We start from the raw sequence: 24,756 nt of genomic DNA, 5'->3' as shown, positions 1-24,756 counted from the left end.
ATTTCTCCTCAGGCCATCAAAGGGGGATGTTTCCGTGTTTGCGCCACGGATTTTCAAGTTTTTTCTCGCGCAGCATCACCAGCGAGCGGCAGATGCGTTTGCGGGTCTCAGACGGCAGGATCACGTCGTCAATAAAGCCACGGGCACCGGCCACAAACGGGTTGGCAAAGCGGGCTTTGTATTCGGCTTCTTTGGCGGCCAGTTTGGCCGGGTCGCCCTTGTCTTCGCGGAAGATAATTTCAACAGCGCCCTTGGCGCCCATCACGGCAATTTCAGCGTTTGGCCAAGCAAAATTGACGTCGCCACGCAGGTGCTTGGAGCTCATCACGTCGTACGCACCGCCGTAGGCTTTGCGCGTGATGACGGTGATCTTTGGCACTGTGCACTCGGCATACGCATAGAGCAGTTTGGCGCCGTGTTTGATGATGCCGCCGTACTCTTGTGCAGTACCAGGCATGAAACCGGGCACATCAACAAAGGTAATGACCGGAATGTTGAACGCATCGCAAAAGCGCACAAAACGCGCCGCCTTGATGGAGCTCTTAATGTCCAGGCAACCCGCCAGCACCAGCGGCTGATTGGCCACGATACCCACGGTCTGACCTTCCATGCGGCCAAAACCAATCAGGATGTTCTTGGCGTATTCCGGCTGCAGTTCAAAGAAATCACCATCGTCCACGGTCTTGACGATCAGTTCCTTCATGTCGTAAGGCTTGTTGGCGTTGTCAGGCACCAGCGTGTCGAGACTCAGGTCCATGCGGTCGGCCGGGTCACCACCGCGGCGCACGGGCGCTTTTTCACGATTGTTAAGCGGCAGGTAGTTATAGAGGCGACGCAGCATCAGCAGCGCTTCTACATCGTTCTCAAACGCCAGATCGCAGACACCGCTCTTGGTGGTGTGGCTGATGGCGCCGCCGAGTTCTTCGGCGGTCACATCTTCATGGGTGACCGTTTTCACCACTTCAGGGCCGGTGACAAACATGTAGGAACTGTCTTTCACCATGAAGATGAAGTCGGTCATGGCGGGCGAGTACACCGCGCCACCGGCGCAAGGTCCCATGATCATGCTGATCTGGGGTACCACACCGCTGGCCATCACATTGCGCTGGAACACATCGGCGTAACCACCAAGCGAAGCAACACCCTCCTGAATCCGCGCACCGCCCGAGTCATTCAAGCCGATCACTGGCGCGCCGACCTTCATGGCCTGGTCCATTACTTTGCAGATTTTCTCGGCGTGAGCTTCACTCAATGCGCCACCGAACACGGTGAAATCCTGGCTGAACACAAACACCAAACGGCCATTGATCATGCCGTAACCGGTGACAACGCCATCACCCGGAATCTTGTTTTCTTCCATGCCGAAATCGACACATCGGTGCTCGACGAACATATCCCATTCTTCAAAAGTGCCTGCGTCAAGCAACAGTTCCAAGCGTTCACGGGCCGTGAGCTTGCCTTTTTTGTGTTGCGCATCGATACGCTTTTGGCCACCGCCCAATCGCGCGAGTTCGCGCTTGGCTTCGAGTTGTTTAAGTATGTCTTGCATGGTTTTCTCTTTCTGAAGTCTTAGTCGGCTCTAACGGTAAATTTATCTCTAAAATCGCTATTTTTTATATAGCACTCTACACAGTATTCGTCTGGGCTAGAAGCATATTTCGTGCTGCAGTTGACGCCGCCATACGGCCTTCCAGCACCTCCTGTGTGAGTCGTGGCAGGAGTTGCTGAACGTTGGGGTTCGCTTTGAAAGCGAGCTTCAAACCGGTATCAATGCGCTCCCACATCCAGGCCAGCGACTGATGCTGCCGCCGATCGGCAAACTTGCCATTGGCGATTTGCAGGGCTTTGAAATCAAGCACGGCAGCCCAAAAGTGTTCAACGCCCTGCCCCTTCAAGGCACTGATCTGCAAGGCCTTGGGGTGCCAATTTTTTTCATCATGGCTGCCAAACATGCCGAGCAACTGCATGGCCGAGGTAATTTGCAACTGGGCGCGCTGGGCGGCAAGGGCGTCAATATCGGCCTTGTTGATGACCACCAGATCGGCCAACTCCATCACGCCTTTTTTGATGGCCTGCAAGTCATCACCCGCATTGGGCAACTGCATCAGCACAAACATGTCGGTCATGTTGGCCACAGCGGTTTCGCTTTGACCGACGCCTACGGTCTCGACAATCACAATGTCGTAGCCTGCCGCCTCGCAAACCAGCATGGCCTCACGGGTTTTCTCAGCCACACCGCCGAGCGTGCCGCTGCTGGGGCTGGGACGGATATAGGCTTTCTCGTGGACCGACAACAATTCCATGCGGGTCTTGTCACCCAGGATGGAGCCGCCAGAAACAGTGGATGACGGATCGATCGTGAGCACCGCCACACGGTGACCCTGTTCGATCAGGTACAGACCCAGCACCTCAATGAAAGTGGATTTACCTACACCCGGCACGCCGCTGATACCCAACCGGAAAGACTTGCCGCTGAACGGCAGCAATGCGGTGAGCAATTCATCGGCCTGCGCCCGGTGGTCGGTGCGGGTGGATTCGAGCAGCGTGATGGCCTTGGCAATAGCGCGGCGCTGTTGAGCGCCCGTGCTTTGGGTAATCTGCTCCACCGCGCTGGTCTGAATCGTCATCATTCTTTGAAATAAGGAACTGAACCTGAACGACTACCTGGCAAGTGCCTTCTTGATCTGTTCCAACACATCCTTGGCGCTGGCGGGAATGGGGGTGCCTGGGCCATAAATGCCCTTGACACCTGCGTCATACAACATCTCGTAGTCCTGACGCGGAATCACACCACCGACAAACACAATGATGTCGTCAGCGCCCTGCTTTTTCAGCTCGGCAATGATGGCGGGCACCAGGGTTTTGTGACCAGCTGCCAGCGTGGAAACACCGACCGAGTGCACGTCGTTTTCAATGGCCTGACGTGCGCATTCCTCAGGCGTCTGGAACAGCGGGCCCATGTCCACATCAAAGCCCAGATCGGCAAACGCGGTGGCCACCACTTTGGCGCCGCGGTCGTGGCCGTCCTGCCCCAGCTTTGAGATCATCACGCGGGGGCGACGACCTTCGACATCCGCAAAAGCACTTATTTCGGCTTTAAGTGCATCCCAGCCTTCGGCAGAGTCATAAGCAGCAGCGTACACGCCAGTCACCTTTTGGGTATCGGCGCGGTGGCGCCCGTAAACGGTTTCCAGCGCATCGCTCACTTCGCCCACGGTGGCTCGCAGGCGCATGGCCTTGATCGTCAGATCCAGCAAGTTGCCGGTATTGGTTTCTGCTGCAGAAGTAATAGCAGCCAGCGCAGCAGCCACAAGGGCTGGGTCGCGTTTTTGTTTGATGGCATTGAGACGCGCAATCTGCCCATCACGCACTGCCACATTGTCAATGTCGCGCGATTCAATCGCGTCTTCGGTCTTGAGCTTGTACTTGTTGACGCCGACGATCACGTCTTTGCCACTGTCGATGCGGGCCTGCTTTTGAGCGGCGGCGGCTTCAATCTTGAGCTTGGCCCAACCACTGTCCACGGCCTTGATCATGCCGCCCATGGCTTCGACTTCTTCGATGATCTTCCAGGCGGCATCGGCCATGTCCTGGGTGAGCTTTTCCATCATGTAGGAACCGGCCCATGGGTCCACCACGTTGGTGATGTGGGTTTCTTCCTGAATGATGAGCTGGGTATTACGGGCAATGCGCGAACTGAACTCGGTCGGCAGCGCAATGGCTTCGTCGAGCGCATTGGTGTGCAGCGACTGGGTGCCGCCAAACACGGCGGCCATCGCCTCGATGGTGGTGCGCACCACGTTGTTGTAGGGGTCTTGCTCAGTGAGCGACCAGCCAGAGGTCTGGCAGTGGGTGCGCAGCATGAGCGATTTGGGACTCTTGGCGTCAAAACCCTTCATGATGCGGCACCACAGCAGGCGCGCGGCGCGCATCTTGGCCACTTCAAGGTAGAAGTTCATGCCAATCGCCCAGAAGAAGCTCAGGCGGCCAGCGAATTGATCCACGTCCATGCCCTTGCCGATGGCGGTCTTGACGTATTCCTTGCCGTCGGCCAGCGTGAAGGCCAGCTCCAGCGCCTGATTGGCACCGGCTTCCTGCATGTGGTAACCGCTGATGGAAATCGAGTTGAACTTCGGCATTTTTTGCGCCGTGTACTCGATGATGTCACCAATGATGCGCATGGAAGGCGCTGGCGGGTAGATGTAGGTGTTGCGCACCATGAACTCTTTCAGAATGTCATTCTGAATCGTGCCGCTGAGCTTGTCTTCTGACACGCCCTGCTCTTCGGCGGCAATCACATAACCGGCCAAAACCGGCAGCACCGCGCCGTTCATGGTCATGGAAACGCTGACTTTGTCCAACGGAATTTCATTGAACAAAATCTTCATGTCTTCGACTGAGTCAATCGCCACACCGGCCTTGCCGACGTCGCCCGTGACACGCGGATGGTCTGAGTCGTAACCCCGGTGCGTGGCCAGGTCAAACGCGACCGACACGCCCTGCCCGCCCGCGGCCAGCGCCTTGCGGTAAAACGCGTTGGATTCTTCAGCGGTCGAGAAACCAGCGTACTGGCGAATGGTCCACGGACGCACCGCATACATGGTGGCTTGCGGGCCGCGCAGGTAGGGCTCAAAGCCTGGCAGCGTGTTGGCATAGGCCAGATTTTCGGTGTCGGCGGCGGTGTAAAGCGGCTTGACCGTGATGCCGTCTGGTGTGATCCAGTTGAGGGCATCAACATTACCGCCAGGAGCGGACTTGGCAGCAGCCTTGGTCCATGCTTCAAGGTTGGCGGTCTGAAATTCGGGATTTTTTTGTGTCATGACGGCTACCGTTATGGAGAAATTAATCTAATTTACGCACCAAAAAAGGCTGTATCGCAAGCGGCATCCAGCGTGTTTCAGTGTACTGCTGCGAGTTTACGTTATTTATAATTATTGATTCAAAAAATTATTTGCAGCTTACAATTCTTGGATGCCAGCCCACTCTTTGTCTCCCCGCGCCCTCTACGAAGAAGTAGCAGAGCGCCTGCGTCAGCGCATTTTTGAGCGCGAACTGGAGCCCGGCAGCTGGATTGACGAGTTGAAAATTGCAGAAGCCTATGGCATCAGCCGCACGCCATTGCGGGAAGCCCTTAAGGTGCTGGCGGCGGAAGGTCTGGTGACCATGAAAGTCAGGCGCGGCGCCTACGTGACCGAAGTCTCGGAGCGGGACCTGTCAGACGTCTACCACCTGCTTAGCCTGCTGGAAGCCGATGCAGCAGGCGTTGTGGCGAGCACCGCCACTTCCGAACAACTCGAAGAATTGAAGACACTGCACAGCGAACTGGAAGCGGCCGCCAAGCCGTCCAAGCCAGACCGCGAACTATTTTTTGAGATCAACGAGCGCTTTCACATGCGACTCCTGGAGATTGCCAACAACCGTTGGCGCAACCAGATGGTGACCGACCTGCGCAAGGTCATGAAGCTCAATCGCCACAACTCGCTGCTGAAATCAGGGCGCCTGGAAGAGTCCCTGAATGAGCACCGGGCTGTGATGAAGGCGCTTACGGAACGTGACACGGCGCTGTCCATGCAGCGCATGCAGGAACACTTCAAAAACGGGTTGGAAGCAGCTAACTGAGCGGTGCTTCAGAATGCGTAGAAGGGTCCGACGCCCAACGATGTGGACTGGCCTTCAATACCAAACCCAATCCGGCGCCCATAGAAGAAGGGCAAACCCCAATCGAAAGCCCCAGCACCTGCAAAGCCAATGCTTCCCGCCAAGGTAGGAAGTACCGGGTTTCCAGTGGTAAAAAGTGCTGAAGCATTGCCGACTGAAAACGACACTGACTTTGTCACGGCGTTGGCGCCCTGCAGCGTGGCAGAAAAAGTAGTTGTCGCTGTTGAACCCGGGCAATAAAAATCAGTCATCTTGTCGCCCACGCATTTCGTGATTGAACTTGAATCAAAGTACAAGCCATTGGAGCCACTGTCAATAAAGCTGGTCAGGAAAGTTGCTGCGGGCAACACCGTCGTTATGTAGTTCGTCCACCCGGCACCAACCGTGTACTGAGGTGCCAGCATCGAGCCCGAATTCATTGTGTTGTTGCTTCGGGTTCCGATTCCAAAATACAAAGACCCTGTCAAACTGGGCAAGCTCACTTGAACGACCGCCGGCAAATCGACCACCACCCCGTTGTTGTCACCTGCAAACAAAGGCACCAGATTATTCACTTGCTGGTCCAAAGTGGCCTTGGACAAGACTGTGGCTGTGCAACTGGCATTTGAACAAGTGAAATAGCGCCCGTTACCGACATGGTTGACACAATCCTGCCCGCAGTCTTCCTTGAACAAGCCAAGCCCGATGATGCCCTTGGCACCGAGTTCCTGCACCGTAGTTAGAGCAGTCGTCCCACTGCAGACAGCAGCAGTCGCCAAACTGTTGAAGCTTGCATCGCCCATCACTTGAATCGGCACATTGTTCGCTTTCATCCCCGCCAACACAATATCTGCCGACACCACGGGCCCCCAGGCATAGGTGCTGTCGACAAACTGCGCGCAATTCAGCAGCGGAAAACCACTCGCACCCGTTACATGACCAAGGTTCAGGGCCGGCGCCATCGCACTGGACAACAAACGCAAACCGGTCGAACCGGTATCAACCAGCACATGGTCGATGGTCTGGCATTGGGTCGCACTGCCGGCCGTACTCCTACCGGGGTAGCAAATGGTCACATCGGTGTACAGACGGTTAACGTTGTAACCGGTGTTTGGGGGGCCTGCGTCGACATAAATACCGAGTTGATTAGTGACTACGGGGGGAATGGGCAAACCCGTCAAGCTGGGCGTATTGGGCAACGCAGGGGCCGGCGTTGACCCACCGCCGCCACCGCCACACGCCGTGATAAGGCTCGCAAGCGCCATGAGCGCGAGAGCGCGGCTAAAAAGGTTATTGCACCACATCTTGGATACTCACCCCCGCCGGCACAAGGGCAGGCGCATAGGCGTGACCAAAAAAGTTTCGCATCCGGCCCATCGACCGGACTACCAGATCGGAGCGCTCGATGTTCACGGGGGCACCGCGTTTGCCACTGAGGCGCGCTTGCTCAACGTCGTGCTTGAAACTATTGAAATAAGCCCCCAGCAATTCACTCAGATTGGGCAAGACTGGACCGCGCCACGACACGGCAAACACCACGCCGGCAGCATTGGCGTATTCCTGAACGAGTGTGCCGTTTTCATATTGAGCCGCGTGCACGGTGTAGAGATTCGTTGGCCCAACTGGCTTGGCAGCCAGCAGTTTGGCAGCGGGCACCAGAGCAGAGGCGGCGCTCATCGCTGGCACTGTGGGGGCCTGCCCCAGCGCCGCCAAAGCCACACTGGCGCTACAAGCGAGCAACGGACCCAGACAAAGTCTGCGTCGGTTTGCGCGCTTGAACATCCCGAAATCCAACGACAGTTTCATTTTTCCTCCGACTCCGGTCTGGCCTGCTGTAAAGCGTCCTCCACTGTTTTTTTAACCTGATTTTGCAACTGCTGACTTTGCTGCTGCGGGCTGCCTGTTGGCACCGACACACCCGCCGATGCTGCCTGTGCCGGGCCCAGCGTCGACAGAGCACCCAGTTGTTTCTTGGCCAACAAGCCAACCATGAGGACCACCAACAACAAACTTAAAATACTGAAAAATATTCTCATCTCAAGCGCCCCGCTGGTTGTTGTTAATCCTCAAAGGACTCACTCCACTTCAAGCCGCAACTCACGCTCGGCGACGCGCTGTTTATCGTCTTGTACCTGCATCGTCAAACGGTGCTTGCCCACCGGAATCTGGGCATTTTCCAGCGAAAAACCTTCTTGCGTGACTTTGACAAACTTGGTAATGCGGGGGGTAATGTCAATTTTGAACGCGCCGTACAGCACCTTGAAGGTCGCGGGGTCAATCGCGGCATCGGCCTGGCTTTTGAACAGCACGGCAATCGCAAACGGCGCCTTGACCTTCAGGTCAGCCACCGGCACCGGTTTGAGAATGTCGATCATTGGCACGACCGCCCGCGGACGCAAGGCCGGCGGCTCAAAGTAGCCTTCCTCACCTTTGAACGCAAGCGCTTCCGCCGGCGTCACCAGCCAACCCTGCGGCACCGCAGCCAAGGCACCCGGCTCTGAATTTATGCCATTTAGGCCTGTAGATCCCGTGTCTATTGCGCAAGCAGCTATAAAAATAGTAGCAAATAGTTTTTTCATAATCAGCTTCATTTGACTTCCTCAACCGTGATCATCGACGCACCATAGGCATCGGAACAAAGAACATTTTTCTTGCGTGAGCCCGCATGGGCGCAAGCCGGGCTGGACCCCATTTGCGAGGTCGTCATGAGCGCGCCCAGCTTGGCCCGGCCTTGTGCATCGTTGAGCGACATCACAAACGGCCCTGCCTTGTTGGCGGCCAATGTGCTGAGGTCGCGCGGTGCGTCGGTCACCATCACCAGCAGGTGGTCGGTGCCTGCCGGGCCGCCCGCCTTGACCCGCCAATTCGGGCGCGGCAACAGGAGTTGCTGGCCCGCTTCGACCTGGTTGTTTTTATCAAGTTCGTTGGGGAACAATAAATATACCGCCTGGTTGTCGGAGCCTGCCAGCGCCACATAGACAAAGCCGGCGCGCTCAGACTGCACCGAGAAATCCAAAACGTCCTGACCAATTTTGAGCTTGTCTTTGCTCAGCGTGACCTGCACGCGACGCTTGGCATCGCGCTGATCGAACATCTGGCGCAAAGCCTGCGCACCGGTCAGCGGTTCAGGTGGCGGCTCTGCCACTGGCACGGCGGTATGGAATGTTCCAGCAACCGGACTGGCGACGACCGGGGGTTTCACCGCCACAGGCGCGGTGGCGGTGGCTGCGGTGGCGGTCTGAATCGGTACGGCTGTGACCGGCACGATAACCGGCACCACGACCGGCGCCAGGGCGGACGCCTGACTGAACCAGGCGGGCACGAATGCGGCGTTGCCGTTGAGCACCAGGTTGTGCGGCTTGTAGTTCACGTCGTTGGCCATGCGCTTGTTGATTTTTTCTTGCGCACATTGCTTGATCTCGTCCATGCTGATGGCGCCTGAGTTGTCCAGGTCTTTGGCCTCGCGCAGCATGCAGTCACGCATGAACTGGGTCGCCAGGCCACCCTTGAGTTCGTCGTCGAAACTGATTTCGTTGTCACGCGAGGCGCTGACATGGATGATGTCTTGCGGCAACGCGCCCTTGGCCGCGGCTTCCACCACCAGGTTACGGGTTTTGATGTTGACCGGGCGGCCGCATTCTTCGGAGATGCTGGCGAACTTGGGCCGCAGTTGGCCGTCGTCATTGCGGTTGGAAAAACCACGCGTTCGCACGCTGGAGGCCGCTGCCACCAAGCCACCCGAGTGGCAGGCGTCGTACATCACAAAGAGTTTATCGGTCTTGTTGGTGATGGTTTTCAGCATGTCGGCCATCTCGTGGTTGGTGATCATGCCGCTAGTGCCCCCGTCGTAGGCCAGCAAAGCCTCGACGCAGCCTCCGGCAGCGGGGTCGTTGTAGCGGGTGCCGTGGCCGGAGTAATGGATGAACACCCGGTCGCCGTCTTCCACCTTGTCGGTCAAGTCCTTGAGCGCCTGGCGGATGTTGTTGCCGGTGGCCTGGTCGTCCTGCAAGTACCGGATGTTGCTCTGCGGCACCTGCATGGCCTGCGCCATTTGGGTGGCCGACTCCTTGTCGATGCGCGCGCCCGGCAGCGACGGCGTGGCCGGGTCGGCATAGCGGCTGATGCCAATGATCAGCGCGTGGCGGTTGATGCGCGGTGGCAGACTGCGCACGCCCAAGGTCAGCGCGGTGTTGCCGGCTGACTCACGCCCACTGGCCAGCCCGGAGGCCAACGACGCCGCTTGCGGCAAGCTCACCGCGCTGGCGCGCACCCAGCCCGACAGTTTGGCGGACGTTTTGTTGGCAGGCGTGGTTTCCACCAGCGCCCAGCCTCCCTCCACACTCACCAGACGCAGCGCAGCGCCCACCGCCAGACTTTGCAGCACCGGGGCCGACGCCAATTTGTCTGCGCGCAGTTCGGTGGCACGCACTGCCGTCAGGGCTTGGCCGGGTGTCGCTCCAGGCGCCAACTGCGCTTGAGCGACCGTGCTGACACCCCCACCGGCGAGGGCACCCAGCAAAAGGCACAAGGGTTTGAGTTTCATTTTGAACAACATGGAAGGAGCCTTTTAGAGCAGGGTTTGATCATTTTTTACCAGCGTTGCCCAAGCGGCAAAGACGCCGTTGGCCAACTGGTCACGATGGGGGTTGGCAGTCAGCAGCACGGGCTCGCCTTGGCGCGATGCGAGAAGGAGGAAAGCGGGAGTCAAGCTGTCACGCGCAGCCAGCAAAGCTTCTTGCGGGCCGACCACGGCGGCAAAGCGCGCCAACTCGGGCCAGCGCAGCGAGGCAGGCCAGGAGACTTGGGCATCGCCCACCACCACGCGGCAGGTCGGCGCATGGCGCTCCACGGCCTCAATCAGTCGGTCGAGCGCCCCTTCCTGCCAAGGCTCGTTACGCGCCCAAGGCCAAATCGCCAGCGGTTGTTCGGACGGGGGCGGCGGCGAGCACCAATAAGTTCGACGCAGTGAGCTCCAGAACCGCAACACCGCCAAAAACAGCAAGGCCAGACCGGCGGCCAGGTGCAGGTCCAAAAATAGCCAGGGTGTATTCAGACTCAGGTAACTCACGCCCAGCAGCGCGGCGGGCAAGGCCAGCAGGGCCGGTGCCAGCGATGCCACGCTGTAGAACTGCACCCACAACGCCAGGCCAATACACAAGGCAATGGCCAGCGTGGCCTGAAGCCAGCGCGGGAGTTCATGCAAATGGCGCTGGTTCAAGGCGTTGTCCAGCACCGTGGCCAATGAATCCACACCGGCTTGCATGGGGGAGAGCGGCGTCGGGTGAATGTCATGCAAGCTGGGGGCTGTGGACCCAATGATGACGACCTTGCCCGCCAGCGAAGGCACGCCCGCCAAAGGTGGGCCACCTTCGGCCTGGGCAAACACATCGGCGAACGACACATGCGGATACGCCTCGGCTTGACGGCGCCAGGAAATCAACTCGTCTTTTGAGTCATTTAGCCCTCTAGCCCCCGTCAATATTGCGCTAGCAGCTATTGGATTCATAGCACCCAACACACTCAATGGCAGCGACTGCAGGGCGCTGCCGTCGGCCAGCGGTTCCAGATAACGGTAGCGGCGCAGCACGCCGTCGGGATCGACATAGCCATTGTTAAAACCGAGCCGACCGGCCGCCACGGCAGGGAGCGCCGGAGGAATCAAGGCCACGGTGACGGGTTGGGTCGAGGCAAGCCCTGGCGCGCTCAAGGCCGTCGAGACCCACAGCCCCGGCAAAACGGCCTGCGTGATCTGGCTGGCGGCATCATTGCTTTTGGGTAAACGCACCACCGAAAAATGACTGTGCTGGCTGCGCTGGGCGGCTTCGTTGAAGGCGGCATCGCCCCCGGGGCTCAAGCGGTCGGCGTCTGAAAAAAGAATATCCCACACCACTGCGGCGGGTTGCTGGCGCTCAATATGCGCCATCACCGTAGCCAAGGTGTCACGCGGCCAGGGCCAGCGGCCAAACTCCTTGCCCATGCGCGCCAGGGCGGCCTCGTCAATGTCGATGATGACAATGCGCGGATCGGGGGTCGCCACAAAAACACGGGCCCGCACCATGGCATCAAAACTGGACTGCGCCAAGCCGCCCGTGAGCCTGAACACAAAAACATCGGCCAGCACCCACAGGGAAAAAAGCAGCACCAAGCTCCAGGTCACCCGGCGCGCCGGCAACGCCCCAAGCCGGGCGGTCAACCTGTCATACCAGCCAGAGCCCGGGCGATTGGCCATCAATTAATCCAGGTTGACGATACGCACGCGCCGGTTTTCAGCGGCCAGCGGATCGGCCGGGTTGGCAAGTTCTGAGGCCCCTTTGCCCGACGCAGACAAGCGGGTTTCTGCCACACCCTGTATTTTCAGGACATCGCGCACGGCAAGCGCACGTTGCTGACTGAGTTTCTGGTTGTAGTCGACCCGACCCTGGGCGTCGGTGTGGCCTTCGACGGCGAAGCGCGCATCCTTGAGTTCGTCCGACAGCAAAGCCGTCGCCAGGTTCGCCAGCGCTTGCTGACTTTCAGGCCGCACCCGGGCCGAGTTGAAGTCAAACTGAATCAGCAAGGACAAGGACGGGCGCACGGTGGATGCGGGCGCCACGTCCACCGGAGTTGGGGTGGCACCCACCGCCGGAGCGTCAGGGGCTGATTTGGCGGCCACCGCCTCGACCGTGAGATTGCGAAGACTGCGTGTGCGGGGCGCTTTGAGTTGCTCGATCATCTGCTCGGTGCTGGGTGCTGCCACTTGCGCCCACAGCGGAAAAACCGCGCACAGCAGGCAACTCGACAGGAAGGTTTTGATCGTCATGGTTATTTCTTGCGCTGAATGAAGACAACTTTATCAACCACCGACTCGCCCTTGTCGTCGGTCTTCAAAATAATTTCAGCATCGAACGACTGAGCCGCCTTGAAGCGGGATTGCACTGACACTTCCTTGACCATTTTGGAAGCCGTCCACAAGGTGCTGATAGCGCTGATTAATAGAAAGGGGCTTTTCGCCGTGACGCTCGATTTGGGGGGAACGACTTTCACGCTGCCACCGCCCGCCTCCACCGAGGCCATCCAGTGTTGCAAGCGCTCGGGCATGGCGCTGGGTGTGATGCGGTCATAAAAAGCCACCTCAACCTTGGGCAAGGGGGCCGACAAAGAGACCGCCAAATCACGGTCAAAACCCTGCAAATCAACAAACTGCAATTCAGCCTGGGCCGGTGCCGTGCTCACAGGTTGAGCCGGGTTGGACTCGCAACCCGCCAAAAAGAAAACCACAGCTCCGATTAAAAGCAGTTTTTTGCGCACTGAATTATTCATTTTCAAACCTATTTAATTGCGGCCAAAGATAACACTTCATAGCGCGCCACAAGGAGACTACGACGCTGGCATACTCGGTTGCTTGAAAGACGCAACCAACTCCCCTTCCTTCGGCGATACCGCCGAACAACCCGATTTACAAGCCATGGCGGTGGCCTGTGTCGCCGCCTCGGGTCATTTCGATGAACTGCGCGGCAGCACCACCGCGCCAGCCGACGAAGCCACCGAAAACGCTACTCATTCCATAGCAACAAACCCAGAATTAACGACGGTCTGGCGGCAGTTCTTCGATAATTTTTCAGACACCGGCGGCACCGACCTGAACCAGCGCTCCCTCAGTCTGGAGCGCCAGATCCGCGACAACGGCGTGACTTACAACGTCTATGCCGACGAAGGCGGCCCTCAGCGGCCCTGGTCGCTGGACCTGTTCCCCTTGCTCATTGAGCCCGACAGCTGGCTGCAAATTGAGGCCGGCGTGAAGCAGCGCATGCGACTGCTCGAAAAAATCATGTCCGATGTCTATGGGCCTCAAAAATTACTCGCTCAGGGCTTGTTGCCCCCGGCGCTGGTGCACGGTCATCCCGGCTACCTGCGCCCGCTGCACGGCGTCAAGCCGGTTGGCGGCACGCACCTGCACATCGCCGCGTTTGATTTGGCGCGTGGGCCGGATGGCAACTGGTGGGTGGTCAGCCAACGCTGTCAGGCGCCCTCGGGCCTGGGTTATTTACTGGAAAACCGACTGGCCATTTCGAGCCAGTTTCCGCTGGCTTTTCAGGCCATGAGGGTGCAGCGTCTGGCCGGCACCTACCGCGCCCTGATGGAGAGCCTGAAGCAGATGAGCCCGGCCGGGGCCGATTCGCACATTGCCCTGCTCACCCCCGGCCCTTACAACGAAACCTATTTTGAACACGCCTACCTGGCGCGTTACCTGGGCTTGACGCTGGTCGAAGGCAGTGACCTGATCGTGCGTGACGAGCGCCTCTACCTCAAGACCCTCAAGGGTCTGGTGCCGGTGCATGGCCTGTTGAAACGGGTCGATGACGAGTACCTTGACCCGCTGGAGTTGCGCCCCGATTCCACGCTGGGCGTGCCGGGTTTGCTGCAGGCGATTCGGGCTGGACATGTGCTGGTAGCCAATGCACCCGGCTCGGCTTTTCTGGAGTCGCCCGCCCTGCTGGGCTTTTTACCCGCGCTGTCGCAGCACCTGCTGGGCGAAGAGCTCAAGCTGCCGGCCTCCCCCACCTGGTGGTGCGGCGAGCGTTCGGCCATGGAAGAAGCCTTGCCGCAACTCCACGACTGCGCCATCAAACCGACCTACCCCGGCTCGCCGTCGCATGGCAGTTTCGAGACGGTGATGGGAAATACGCTGTCGCCCCGGGCGCTGGACGAATGGGCGGGTCGCATCCTGCGGCAAAGCGAAGAACACACAGTGCAGACTTACGTGCCCTTGTCGCAAATGCCCACCTGGCAAATGCCAGCCCCCGACGACGACCCGCAAGCCCCGGGCGCGGTGATGCCGCGTTCGGTGGTGCTGCGGGTGTTTGCCGTGTCTGACGGCCCGCAGTCCTGGCGCGTGCTGCCCGGTGGGCTGGCGCGCGTGGCCGGTGCTGGGGCTGAAATTGCCTCGATGCAGCGCGGCGGCAGCAGTGCCGACGTCTGGGCCCTGACCCGTGGCGAGGTCGACAAAACCACCTTATTGCAACCGCACCTGACGCCCGCCACGCTGGCCCAGCGCAAACGCCTGGTCACCAGCCGGGCCGCTGAAAACCTGTTCTGGCTGGGTCGCTACACCGAGCGGGCCGAGAATGCCATCCGGCTGGCGCGCCTGACGCTTGAATGCCTGAACGGTGAAGACCAGTCGTCCCTGTCGCTGCTGGCCTGGCTCAGCAAAATGGCTGTGGCCAACACACTGGTACTGCCCAGCGTGCCCTCGGCGGCACTGGCCCGGCGCGTCTTTGAGCGCTCACTCATTTCCAACCTGGGCAGTACCGAAGGAGCGACTAGCGTCGGCTACTACCTGCGCGCCCTCAAGATGACCGGCGCCACCGTGCGCGAGCGGCTGTCTCAAGAACACTGGCGCGTCATCATGCGCGCGGAAGAAGAGCTGTTTGCCCGTTGTGCCGAACACACCCGTAGTGGCGACTATTCGTCACTCGAAGCGTTGCGGGTGTTGAAAAACACCAGTGACCACATGGCCGCCATCACCGGTGCCCAAACCGACCGAATGACCCGCGACGATGGCTGGCGCCTGCTCAGCATTGGCCGCCACATTGAACGTTTGAGCTTTCTGGCCTCGGCCTTGTTACGCGGTCTGGAGACCGGCTCGATCCACACGGATGGTGGCTTTGAAGCCATGATTTCCCTGTTTGACAGCACCATCACCTTTCACGCGCAGTTTCAGCAAAGCCGCGACCTCGCCGCGCTCATCGACCTGCTGGTGCTGGACCGCGACAACCCGCGCTCACTGGCTTGGGTGACGCACACCTTGCGCGGACGACTCGCCAAACTGGCGGGCAGCGAGCCCGATCAACTCAGCGCCTTGTCACTGCGGGTGCCCGACCCCAAGACCTGGAGCCTGGAGCAATTGTGCGAAGCACAACCCTTGCCCGCCACACCGGGCAGCGAGGCGGGCACAGAAGCTGGTTATTACTATGCATTGAACGATTTGCTGATGCAGTGCACCGCGGCCGCCTACCACGTCTCCGAAGAAATCAGCACCACCTATTTCACCCACTCGGGCAAGACCAAGCAAAGCCTGGGCACCTGATGTACCTTCAAATTACCCACGCCACCCGTTACGACTATCTGCCAGCGGTTGAAATCGCGCAGCACATGGCCTACCTGCAACCGGTCAGCAACCGCTATCAGAAGCTGCTGAGCCACTCGCTGAATATCAGCCCATTGCCGACGCAAATGACGCAAACACTGGATGTGTTCGGCAACCCCCGCTGCTTTTTCTCGCTGCAATCACCGCACACGGTGCTTGAGGTGGTGGCGAACAGCGTGGTCACCACCACGGCCCGCGCCTTGCCGGGGAGCCTTTTCAACTGGGAACAAACCCGGGAACAGTTTCGCTACCAGTCCGGCGGCCGATTTGATGCCGCCACCGAGTTTGTGTTTGCCTCGCCTTTTTGCCCCCGCGCCCCCGAGTTTGCCGCCTACGCCCGGCCCAGTTTTGTGCCGGGCCTGAGCGTGCTGGCGGTGGCGCAAGACCTGATGCAGCGCATTCATACCGACTTCGACTATGAAAGCCAGAGCACCCAAATCAACACGCCTGCGCTGGTCGCCCTGGCTCAGCGCAAAGGCGTGTGCCAGGATTTCGCGCACATCATGATTGCGTGCCTGCGCACACTGGGCATTGCTGCCCGCTACGTCAGCGGCTACTTGCTGACGCAGGCGGCACCCGGCACCGTCAAGCTCAAAGGCAGCGACGCCTCGCACGCCTGGGTGGCGGTGTATGCGCCCGACCTGCCACCAGGCGAGCGCTGGTGCGACTTCGACCCGACCAACAACCGCGCCGGCTGGCACTCGCCCGGCGAAGACTATGTGACGCTGGCCACCGGGCGCGACTTCTCGGACGTCTCACCGATCCGGGGTGTGATTCATGGCGGCGCCAGCCACACGCTGACGGTGGGCGTCACCGTCGAGCCCGCACCCGGTGACGGACCCGCCGGCCCACCCGGTGGACGCCCGAGAATGGGACATCAAAACTCCTCACAAAGCCAGAGCCAGAGTCAGAGTCAATCTCAAAGCCTGAGCCCGTTGCTGCCATTGGGCACTATTAATTAAATAGCTACTCACGCAAGCGAAACGGGGGCTAGAAGCCTATTTCATTCATAAACCATCCACCAAGGAATCCGCATGAGCATTTACGCCAAACTCACAGAACTCAACATCACCCTGCCACCCGTGGCCATTCCAGCGGCGGCTTATGTGCCCTTCGTGCAAACCGGCAATCTGGTTTTTCTGAGTGGCCACATCGCCAAAAAAGATGGCAAACCCTGGGTTGGGCAGCTCGGCAAAAACATGGAAACTGCTGAAGGCAAAGCCGCAGCCCGCGCCATTGCCATTGACCTGATGGGCACCTTGCACGCCGCCGTGGGAGACCTGAACCGCATCAAACGCATTGTCAAACTGATGTCGCTGGTCAACTCCACCGGCGACTTCACCGAGCAACATCTGGTGACGAATGGTGCAAGCGAACTGCTGGGCGAAGTTTTTGGCACCGCAGGCGCTCATGCGCGCAGTGCCTTTGGCGTGGCGCAGATACCCATGGGCGCCTGCGTTGAAATTGAGCTGATCGCTGAACTGGCTTAAAACGTTTCCCAATCATCGGCCGCAGCGGCCTTGCTCACTACGGGGGCGGCACTGACTGAGGCTGGTTTTTTCAGGGGCGCGGCCATGGCCAGTGGTTTCTTGACGGCACTCGGTGGCCGTGAGGCAGACAACGCCAGTGGCTTGCGGGCGGGGCTGATTGCAGGCCGGGTATTGCCCAACGCGGGCACTGCCCGGGGCTTTGCCAAGGCTTGGGGTCGGCTGTAAGTCAAGTTACTGGCACGGGGCGTGATGTCGCGCATCGGTCGCGACAAGACCTGCTGGGCTGAATCGCTGAGTTTGAAGACGGCAACGGCCTGCGCCATTTGATTGGCCTGGTCTCGCAGACTCTCGGCGGCGGCGGCACTCTCTTCGACCAGAGCAGCATTTTGCTGGGTCATCTGGTCGAGCGTGCCAATCGCCTGGTTGACATGAGCTATGCCAGAACTTTGCTCTGCAGAGGCGGCGGTAATCTCGCCAATCACATCGGCTACCTTGCGCACGGACGACACGATGTCGCTCATGGTGACGCCGGCATCGGACACCAGTTTGGTCCCCGAGGCTACTTTTTCGACCGAGGTGCCAATCAACATCTTGATTTCTTTGGCCGCCTCGGCGCTGCGTTGCGCCAGACTGCGAACTTCGCTCGCCACCACGGCAAACCCGCGGCCCTGCTCACCAGCGCGCGCGGCTTCTACCGCGGCATTGAGCGCCAGAATGTTGGTTTGAAAGGCAATGCCATCGATCACGCCAATGATGTCGGAAATTTTCTTGCTGCTGGCGTTGATCTCTTCCATCGTGAAGACGACCTGCTTGACAACGGCTCCGCCTTTTTCAGCCACCGTAGAGGCATCGGCCGCCAAAGAACTGGCCTGCCGTGCGTTGTCGGCGCTGTTTTGCACATTGGTGGTCAGTTGCGCCATGCTGGAGGCTGTGGACTGCAAGTTGCTGGAGGTGAGCTCGGTACGCTGGGCCAGGTCGTTGTTGCCCTGGGCAATTTCCGAGCTGGCGGTGGCAATGCTGTCGGTACTCTGGCGCACCTGGTGCACCATGCGGCCCAGTGACTCGTTCATGGCCGCGAGTGAGCGCAGTAGTTCACCGAATTCATCTTGCCGATCCACCTTGATGACGGCGCTCAAGTCACCTTTGGCGATGCGCGCAGCCAAAGCATTAGCTTGGTCCAGCGGCTGCCGGATTGAACGAATAAGCCAGACCGCTCCGACCAGAATACCCACAAAGAGCAGTACAAAAAACACCGCAAGACTGGTGACGATGGTTGAACGGGATTGAGCTGTGTCTTGCAAAAAGGCAGCCATGATCTTTTCTTCCATCTCGACCATCTCACGCAGTGTGCCAAGATAAACCGCCACGACCGGAAGATACTCCTCCTTCACCGTCCGCATGGCTTCTTCGCTGTTGCCATCCGCTTTCAGCTTGACGGCTTTAGCGCGCAAATCAGCCATGCCGCCACGGGCACCGGCGATCTTTTTCATCTGGGCTAATTCGATCTCGCCCAAGGGCATGGCCTCAATGTTTTTTTGCGCCGTAGAAATCTTGGCCGAAGTGGCGGCAATATCGGTCTTGAGCGTCGCTTCAATGGTGGCGTCGTAGGCCGAGATCAACGCCAGGGTGCGAATTGAGTTGGATTCGGTCAAGCCAGCCCAGGTACTGACCGCCTTGCTTCGCAGGTTGAGCGCACCCAGTTTATCGTCTGATTGCGACTGCAAGGCCGACAGCCTGAAAGCCGAAGTGCCAATCATCAAAACCAGCGAAACAACAATTAAGAGTACACCGAGCCACAATTTAGTGGCAACTCGAAGATTTTTCAGATTCATGACATTTCCTATTGGTAACTTTTTCAGTTTATGCTAATAGAGAGGCTCGCAGAACGCCGTTACATTTTTGGGAACTAGGGTTTTCCCTGATTTTCAAATAGGCAAACGTGTGAGGACTTGGTTGGACACTGCTGCCAACATGGCTTCATTGCTTGAAAGAGGCGCAATCTCCGCCAGAGGAACCAGCACGAAGGCCCGCTCTCCCATACGCGGATGCGGCACTACCAAGGCGGCACTTTGGATCGACGCTGTCCCGTAAAGCAGCAAATCCAGGTCCAGTGTTCGGGGTGCATTCGGATAAGGTCTGTCGCGCCCGGCTTTTGATTCAATACGCTGCATCGCAGCCCACAAATCAGGCGCCGTCAACACGGTGGATATTTCGACCACGGCATTGACGTAATCAGGGCCACTCGACTCAATGGGGGCGGTTAGGTACAGACTGGATCGGCAAACCAGGGTGATGTCGGGCGTCTGCGCCAAATCGTCGATGGATTGAAGCAACGCGGCTTGCGGGTCACCCAAATTGGCGCCGAGCGCAATGTAGGCCGTAACGGGCAGGCGACCAGGCCGATGCAAGCTCAAACTTAAACGCCAGGGTCTGAGGCCTGCTCGCCACCGTCTTTGGGACCGCTGGTGCGCCTGCGGCGACGGCGTTTTTTAGGGGCATCCGAACCCTCAGCCGGGTAGGCTTCTGTGCCGTCTGACTCAGAGCCGACGCTGCGGTTGTCTGCATCATGTGATGAAGCGGCATCGCGCGTCGCATCAGGTGCGACTTTTGCCACTGGCATTTTGTGAACCCGTGGCGCACGTTGCTTTTGCTGCTGCTCTTCGCGCACCTGATCAACCATGTCCTGGCGCATATCGTCGCTGGCCAGGCTGAACTCTTGCCACCAATCGGCCAGCACGATGTCAATTTCGCCCGCATCAGCGCGCAAACGCATGAAGTCGAACGCCGCCCGGAACCGGGCTTGATCAACCAGACCAAACGGCGCACTGCCCACACGCTTCTCGAAACGCGGCTGAAGCATCCAGATTTCACGCATGTCACCGGCCAACTTGCCGCGACCCGACACATCCCCAATGCGGGCATTAAAGACGTCTTCAATCGCGTCCTGCAAAGCAGGATGGGGTGACTGACGCTGGTTAATGCGCTGCGCCCAGCCATCACGCACATCTGCCCACAAGGCGCACGCCAGCAGGAAACTGGCCACCACCGGTTTGCCTTCGCCCACCCGACGGTCGGTGTCGATCAAAGCAGCTTTAACAAAAACCGACTCGGCTCGCTCAACGATCACGTCCAGCAGTGGATAAATACCTCGCGCCATGCCGAGCGACTTGAGCTGCTCAATGGACGACAGCGCATGGCCGGTTTGAAGCAACTTGAGCATTTCGTCGAACAAGCGGCTTTGCGGCACATCGGCCAGCAACTCTTGGGACTTGATCAAAGGTGCGGCTGTTTTGGGTTCCAACTGGAAACCCAATCCGCTCAGTTTGGCCGCAAAACGCACGGCACGGATGATGCGCACCGGGTCTTCGCGGTAGCGGGTCGCGGGGTCGCCAATCATGCGGATGACGCGCTTTTTAGAGTCCTTGATGCCGTTGTGGTAGTCCACCACAATCTGCGTTTCAGGGTCGTAGTACATGGCGTTGATGGTGAAGTCGCGGCGCACCGCGTCTTCTTCCTGCGGGCCCCAGACGTTGTCGCGCAACACCCGGCCGGTGGAATCCACCGCGTGCTTCATGTTGGCCAACTCGTTGCGGCTGGTTTTCTCGTTGCCAGCGACCTGCTCTGCGGCCGCGTTGTCCATGTAGGCGCGAAAGGTGGAGACTTCGATCACATCATTTTCACGACCACGGCCAAACACCACATGCACGATGCGAAAACGACGCCCGATGATGAAGGCGCGCCGGAACAGGCTTTTGACCTGCTCGGGCGTGGCGTTGGTGGCCACGTCAAAGTCTTTCGGACGCAGGCCAACCATCAGGTCACGCACGGCACCCCCCACGATATAGGCTTCAAAGCCGGCGTGCTTGAGGGTGCGCACCACATTGAGCGCCCGGTCATCCACCAGCGCCACGTCAATGCCATGCGCCGCAACGCTGACCTCTTCGCGCTTGCCAAATTGAAGCTTTTTGCTTTTTGCAGCCGAGGGGGCTTTGCCCAACAGCTTGTCGATGAATTTTTTAATCATTTATTCCAAAAATCTGAAAAATACGCACTTTTCGAGACAGTAACCCCACATTGTGTGAGACGTTTAAAAGAGGTCGAGTATGCGCCATCCACGCTCAACGGCAATGGCACGCAGGCGGTCGTCGGGGTTGGTGGCGATGGGATGGGTCACTTGTTCCATCAGACTCAAATCATTGATGGAATCGGTGTAGAAAGTGCTCTCCACATCGGCCCAAACGAGTTGCCGCGCGGCCAGCCATTGCGTGACCCGGGTGATCTTGCCTTCCCGAAAGGACGGCACGCCCTTGATTTCACCGGTGATCCAGCCCGTGCCGCCCGGTGCGGTGTCGCGTTCCAACTCCACCGCAATCAATTCTGCGACACCAAAAGCATGGGCAATGGGACGCGTCACGAATTCGTTGGTCGCCGTGACGATGATCACTGCATCGCCAGCCTGCTGGTGCTGGGCGACCAAGGCCTGCGCCTGCGGTTTTAAGGCGGGTTGGACGATAGCCCTCATGAAGTCTGCGTGGGCTGCTTCTGAATTTATAGCACCTTGGTGCCGCACGGCAGCCGTGGAAAAGCGCACGTAGTCATGAATATCAAGCGTTCCGGCCTGGTACTGGGCATAAAACTGGTCGTTCCGCTGGGTGAAATCTACAGGATCAGTCCAGCCGATGTGGGTGGTATAGACGCCCCAGGAGTGGTCAGAGTCAATCGGGATCAGCGTGTGATCAAGGTCAAAGAGTGCCAGTTTCATGCGTTTAAGAGTTTTCCATCATGGATTTAATCAGGGGAATGGTGATGCCCCGCTTGGTTTGCAAGGCATAGCCGTCGAGCAGGTCAAGGAGTTCCATCAGGCTGCCGAGGTCGCGACTGAAGCGCGTCAGCATGAAGTCCATCACCTCATCGCCCAAAAATACCCCCCGCGCATCCGCTGCCTGACGCAACACAGCGCGCCGTTCGGGCTCGCTAAGCACCTGCAGCTGAAATATATGACCCCAGCCCAAGCGGGTTCGCAGGTCGTCGCGCAACTTCAGGTCAGCCGGTGGCAAGGCGCCCGCCGCGAGCACCCCAATAGGCCGGGTTTGTGCATTGACAAACCAATTGAAGGCCGCATGCTGCTGCACCGCCGTGTAGAGATGAACTTCATCCAACAACACGGCAGCCCAGCGCTCATCGAATTCAGGGGGGTCCATCACCGAGGCATCGAGCCAACCGATGTCAGCGCCCTGCTCTTTCAAAGCGGCTTCCACCGCCTTGAGCAGATGGGTTTTGCCACTGCCATTGTTGCCCCACAGGTAGATCGGCACCGGTGAGCGCAGCGCCGCCGAAGACTTGTTGCCGACCCAAAGTTCCAGGTGCCGTAGGGCAGCCTCGTTGGGGCCGGCAAAAAAACTCTCCAGGGTCGGCCCGGTCGCGAGACCAATATCCAGGGCAATTTGCTTCATTCGCTTCATTTAACCTTGGTAAAGTTTGCTGGACAAATAACGGGTGCGAGCCCGACGCATGGCGACCAGCAGCACAGCACTCGCGGGCAAGGCGATCAACACGCCCACAAAACCGAGTAATTGTCCGAAAGCCAGCAAGGCAAAGATCACCGCCAGCGGATGCAGGCCAATGCGCTCCCCCACCAGACGCGGTGTCAACAAGAAACTCTCAAAAAACTGACCCGAGCCATACACCACGGCCACCATCATCAGCGCCTTGGATGGCCCACCCGTGGCCGCAAACTCCAGCAAGCCCGCCAGCGTGGCAAGAATCAAACCCAGACCAAACCCCACGTAAGGCACAAACACGGCGAGCCCGGTAAAAATGCCAATCGGCAAAGCCAGATCAAGTCCGAACAAAGCCAGTCCGGCGCTGTAAAAAATCGCCAGCACGCCCATCACCAGCAATTGGCCGCGCAGGTACTGACCCAGCACCGCGTCAGCCTCACTGCTGAAGCTGTCATAAGTGGCGCGGCCACGGGGTGGCACAAACTCAAGGGCCTGCGCCACAAAACGTCGCCAGTCCATCAACAAATAAAACAGTACCACGGGGATCATCACCGCATTGCCAAAGATGGCAAAAGCGACGCTGCCCCCGAGCTTGAGCGATGTCATGACCGAGCCCAAAGCCTCTTCAAAATTGGTACTGAGGTATTTCAGGGCAAAGGCCTTGAGACTGCCCACATCGAGTGAAAACTTGATCCCAAATTGGGCCAAAAAGGGTTTCAGCGACGTATTCAGTCCCTCCATCAGCACCGGCACCTGCTCGCTCATCAAAGGCAACTCTTTGACCAGAATCGGCACAATCAGCAAGACCACACTTAGCACCACGAGGATGAACAGCAACTCCACCACGATCACGGCCAGGAGCCGGGGAATGCGCCCGCGCCCGAGGTCGTCGAGCCAGTCCACCACCGGTGTCAGTGCGTAGGCCAGTACGGCGGCCACCACGAAGGGGGTCAGCACCGGCGCGAGCAACCAAATGACCACAGCCGTGAAGGCCGCAATCAGGCACCAGGCCAAGGCTCTTTTTTGAGTTGAATTGAATTGCATGTGGATGGTGGAGGACTAACCCTTAAAATCAAGGCAAATTCTATCGGGCTCAGCCGAGCCCTTCGCCCTGCCGCCTTTATTCAAGCACTTTAAATGACAACACCTCAGCATTCCTCTCCCCTTTCGTACAAAGACGCCGGTGTCGACATTGACGCGGGTGACGCGCTGGTTGAACGCATCAAGCCCTTGGCCAAGAAAACCATGCGCGAAGGGGTGCTGGCGGGCATCGGCGGTTTCGGCGCCCTGTTTGAAGTGCCCAAGCGCTACAAAGAACCGGTGCTGGTCAGCGGCACCGATGGTGTGGGCACCAAACTCAAACTCGCTTTTGAGTGGCAAATGCATGACACCGTCGGCATTGATCTGGTCGCCATGAGCGTCAACGATGTGCTTGTGCAAGGCGCAGAACCACTGTTTTTCCTCGACTATTTTGCCTGCGGCAAACTCGATGTGGACACCGCCGCAGCGGTGGTGGGCGGCATTGCCCGCGGTTGCGAGTTGTCTGGCTGCGCGCTGATTGGCGGCGAAACCGCCGAAATGCCCGGCATGTACCCCGCTGGCGAATACGATTTGGCCGGATTTGCCGTGGGCGCGGTCGAAAAATCAAAAATCCTGGCTGGTGCCGATGTCAAACCCGGCGATGTGGTGCTGGGCCTGGCCTCCAGCGGCGTGCACTCCAATGGTTTTAGCCTGGTGCGCAAATGCATTGAGCGCGCGGGTGAGCAGTTGCCTGCCACGCTTGATGGCCAACCCTTCAAGCAAGCCATCATGGCGCCAACCCGCCTGTACGTTAAAAACGTGCTGGCTGCGCTCGCCGCCTTCCCCAACGATGCGGCCACCTCCACCGGCATCAAGGCGCTGGCCCACATCACCGGTGGCGGCTTGCTGGAAAATATTCCCCGCGTGCTGCCTGAAGGCATGGCCGCCCACCTGACCAAAGGCAGCTGGCCCCAAACCGAGC

22 protein-coding genes are annotated in these 24,756 nt (G+C 58.8%); 5 read left to right on the top strand and 17 right to left on the bottom strand.

What is annotated here, in order from left to right; translation table 11 throughout:
• Positions 1 to 16: 16 nt before the first annotated feature.
• The 3 genes from WCG50_RS05155 to scpA form a co-directional block, all read right to left on the bottom strand.
• Positions 17 to 1,549, bottom strand: coding sequence for an acyl-CoA carboxylase subunit beta (locus WCG50_RS05155; protein WP_336898504.1), 1,533 nt, complete (start codon positions 1,547 to 1,549; stop codon positions 17 to 19).
• Between the two features lie 76 nt (positions 1,550 to 1,625).
• Positions 1,626 to 2,627: a methylmalonyl Co-A mutase-associated GTPase MeaB gene (meaB, locus tag WCG50_RS05150; RefSeq protein ID WP_336898503.1), complete on the bottom strand. Its 1,002-nt coding sequence runs from the start codon at positions 2,625 to 2,627 to the stop codon at positions 1,626 to 1,628.
• A 33-nt stretch (positions 2,628 to 2,660) separates the two neighbouring features.
• The gene (gene scpA, locus WCG50_RS05145; RefSeq protein WP_336898502.1) at positions 2,661 to 4,820 is read right to left on the bottom strand and encodes a methylmalonyl-CoA mutase; all 2,160 of its coding nucleotides are present in this window, start codon (positions 4,818 to 4,820) and stop codon (positions 2,661 to 2,663) included.
• Between the two features lie 151 nt (positions 4,821 to 4,971).
• Between scpA and WCG50_RS05140 the strand changes: the two genes are divergently transcribed.
• Positions 4,972 to 5,619, top strand: coding sequence for a GntR family transcriptional regulator (locus tag WCG50_RS05140; protein ID WP_336898501.1), 648 nt, complete (start codon positions 4,972 to 4,974; stop codon positions 5,617 to 5,619).
• A gap of 8 nt (positions 5,620 to 5,627) precedes the next feature.
• On the opposite strand, the gene WCG50_RS05135 is transcribed toward WCG50_RS05140, so the two are convergent.
• The 8 genes from WCG50_RS05135 to WCG50_RS05100 form a co-directional block, all read right to left on the bottom strand.
• Entirely contained in the window at positions 5,628 to 6,902 is a 1,275-nt protein-coding gene (locus WCG50_RS05135; RefSeq protein ID WP_336898500.1) for a DUF3443 family protein, read from the bottom strand.
• A gap of 25 nt (positions 6,903 to 6,927) precedes the next feature.
• Complete coding sequence (locus WCG50_RS05130) at positions 6,928 to 7,443, bottom strand: DUF2844 domain-containing protein (protein WP_336898499.1); 516 nt, start codon at positions 7,441 to 7,443, stop codon at positions 6,928 to 6,930.
• Positions 7,440 to 7,628: a hypothetical protein gene (locus tag WCG50_RS05125; RefSeq protein ID WP_336898498.1), complete on the bottom strand. Its 189-nt coding sequence runs from the start codon at positions 7,626 to 7,628 to the stop codon at positions 7,440 to 7,442. The genes WCG50_RS05130 and WCG50_RS05125 overlap by 4 nt, the downstream gene beginning before the upstream one ends.
• A gap of 84 nt (positions 7,629 to 7,712) precedes the next feature.
• Positions 7,713 to 8,216 (bottom strand): hypothetical protein, encoded by a 504-nt coding sequence (locus tag WCG50_RS05120; RefSeq protein ID WP_336898497.1) that lies wholly within the window; start codon positions 8,214 to 8,216, stop codon positions 7,713 to 7,715.
• Positions 8,217 to 8,224: 8 nt separating this feature from the next.
• Positions 8,225 to 10,192, bottom strand: coding sequence for a caspase family protein (locus WCG50_RS05115; RefSeq protein ID WP_336898496.1), 1,968 nt, complete (start codon positions 10,190 to 10,192; stop codon positions 8,225 to 8,227).
• 12 nt (positions 10,193 to 10,204) lie between these two features.
• Positions 10,205 to 11,866 carry a CHASE2 domain-containing protein gene (locus WCG50_RS05110; protein WP_336898495.1) on the bottom strand — a complete coding sequence of 554 codons (1,662 nt, stop codon included), beginning with the start codon at positions 11,864 to 11,866 and terminating at the stop codon, positions 10,205 to 10,207.
• Positions 11,867 to 11,869: 3 nt separating this feature from the next.
• A complete protein-coding gene (locus tag WCG50_RS05105; RefSeq protein WP_336898494.1) occupies positions 11,870 to 12,436 on the bottom strand; it encodes an OmpA family protein in 567 nt (188 codons plus the stop codon).
• 2 nt (positions 12,437 to 12,438) lie between these two features.
• Positions 12,439 to 12,936, bottom strand: a complete 498-nt coding sequence (locus WCG50_RS05100) for a hypothetical protein (protein WP_336898493.1) — start codon at positions 12,934 to 12,936, stop codon at positions 12,439 to 12,441.
• A 145-nt stretch (positions 12,937 to 13,081) separates the two neighbouring features.
• Here WCG50_RS05100 and WCG50_RS05095 point away from each other — a divergent pair, with 145 nt between their 5' ends.
• The 3 genes from WCG50_RS05095 to WCG50_RS05085 all read left to right on the top strand — a co-directional run bounded on the left by WCG50_RS05095 (position 13,082) and on the right by WCG50_RS05085 (position 17,253).
• Positions 13,082 to 15,703 (top strand): circularly permuted type 2 ATP-grasp protein, encoded by a 2,622-nt coding sequence (locus WCG50_RS05095; RefSeq protein WP_336898518.1) that lies wholly within the window; start codon positions 13,082 to 13,084, stop codon positions 15,701 to 15,703.
• A complete protein-coding gene (locus WCG50_RS05090) occupies positions 15,703 to 16,725 on the top strand; it encodes a transglutaminase family protein (RefSeq protein WP_336898492.1) in 1,023 nt (340 codons plus the stop codon). Before WCG50_RS05095 ends, WCG50_RS05090 begins: the two co-directional genes overlap by 1 nt.
• Positions 16,726 to 16,797: 72 nt before the next feature.
• Complete coding sequence (locus WCG50_RS05085) at positions 16,798 to 17,253, top strand: RidA family protein (RefSeq protein ID WP_336898491.1); 456 nt, start codon at positions 16,798 to 16,800, stop codon at positions 17,251 to 17,253.
• Here WCG50_RS05085 and WCG50_RS05080 read toward each other — a convergent pair.
• The 6 genes from WCG50_RS05080 to WCG50_RS05055 form a co-directional block, all read right to left on the bottom strand.
• Positions 17,250 to 19,085, bottom strand: coding sequence for a methyl-accepting chemotaxis protein (locus tag WCG50_RS05080; RefSeq protein ID WP_336898490.1), 1,836 nt, complete (start codon positions 19,083 to 19,085; stop codon positions 17,250 to 17,252). The genes WCG50_RS05085 and WCG50_RS05080 overlap by 4 nt on opposite strands.
• Positions 19,086 to 19,178: 93 nt before the next feature.
• Positions 19,179 to 19,667, bottom strand: coding sequence for a 2-amino-4-hydroxy-6-hydroxymethyldihydropteridine diphosphokinase (gene folK, locus WCG50_RS05075; protein WP_336898489.1), 489 nt, complete (start codon positions 19,665 to 19,667; stop codon positions 19,179 to 19,181).
• Positions 19,668 to 19,669: 2 nt separating this feature from the next.
• Complete coding sequence (gene pcnB, locus WCG50_RS05070; RefSeq protein WP_336898488.1) at positions 19,670 to 21,277, bottom strand: polynucleotide adenylyltransferase PcnB; 1,608 nt, start codon at positions 21,275 to 21,277, stop codon at positions 19,670 to 19,672.
• A 63-nt stretch (positions 21,278 to 21,340) separates the two neighbouring features.
• Positions 21,341 to 22,015 (bottom strand): HAD family hydrolase, encoded by a 675-nt coding sequence (locus tag WCG50_RS05065; protein WP_336898487.1) that lies wholly within the window; start codon positions 22,013 to 22,015, stop codon positions 21,341 to 21,343.
• A 4-nt stretch (positions 22,016 to 22,019) separates the two neighbouring features.
• Positions 22,020 to 22,706 (bottom strand): DnaA regulatory inactivator Hda, encoded by a 687-nt coding sequence (gene hda / locus WCG50_RS05060; RefSeq protein ID WP_336898486.1) that lies wholly within the window; start codon positions 22,704 to 22,706, stop codon positions 22,020 to 22,022.
• Between the two features lie 9 nt (positions 22,707 to 22,715).
• Positions 22,716 to 23,798 carry an AI-2E family transporter gene (locus tag WCG50_RS05055; RefSeq protein ID WP_336898485.1) on the bottom strand — a complete coding sequence of 361 codons (1,083 nt, stop codon included), beginning with the start codon at positions 23,796 to 23,798 and terminating at the stop codon, positions 22,716 to 22,718.
• Positions 23,799 to 23,891: 93 nt separating this feature from the next.
• Here WCG50_RS05055 and purM point away from each other — a divergent pair.
• Positions 23,892 to 24,756, top strand: an 865-nt coding sequence (purM, locus tag WCG50_RS05050; protein WP_336898484.1) for a phosphoribosylformylglycinamidine cyclo-ligase, incomplete at its 3' end; no start/stop codon positions are given.

This window comes from Rhodoferax sp. (assembly GCF_037143375.1).
Classification (GTDB): Bacteria; Pseudomonadota; Gammaproteobacteria; order Burkholderiales; family Burkholderiaceae_C; genus Rhodoferax.
Note: the sequence above shows the minus strand (reverse complement) of the source record. Positions and strands in the feature narration are given on the sequence as shown.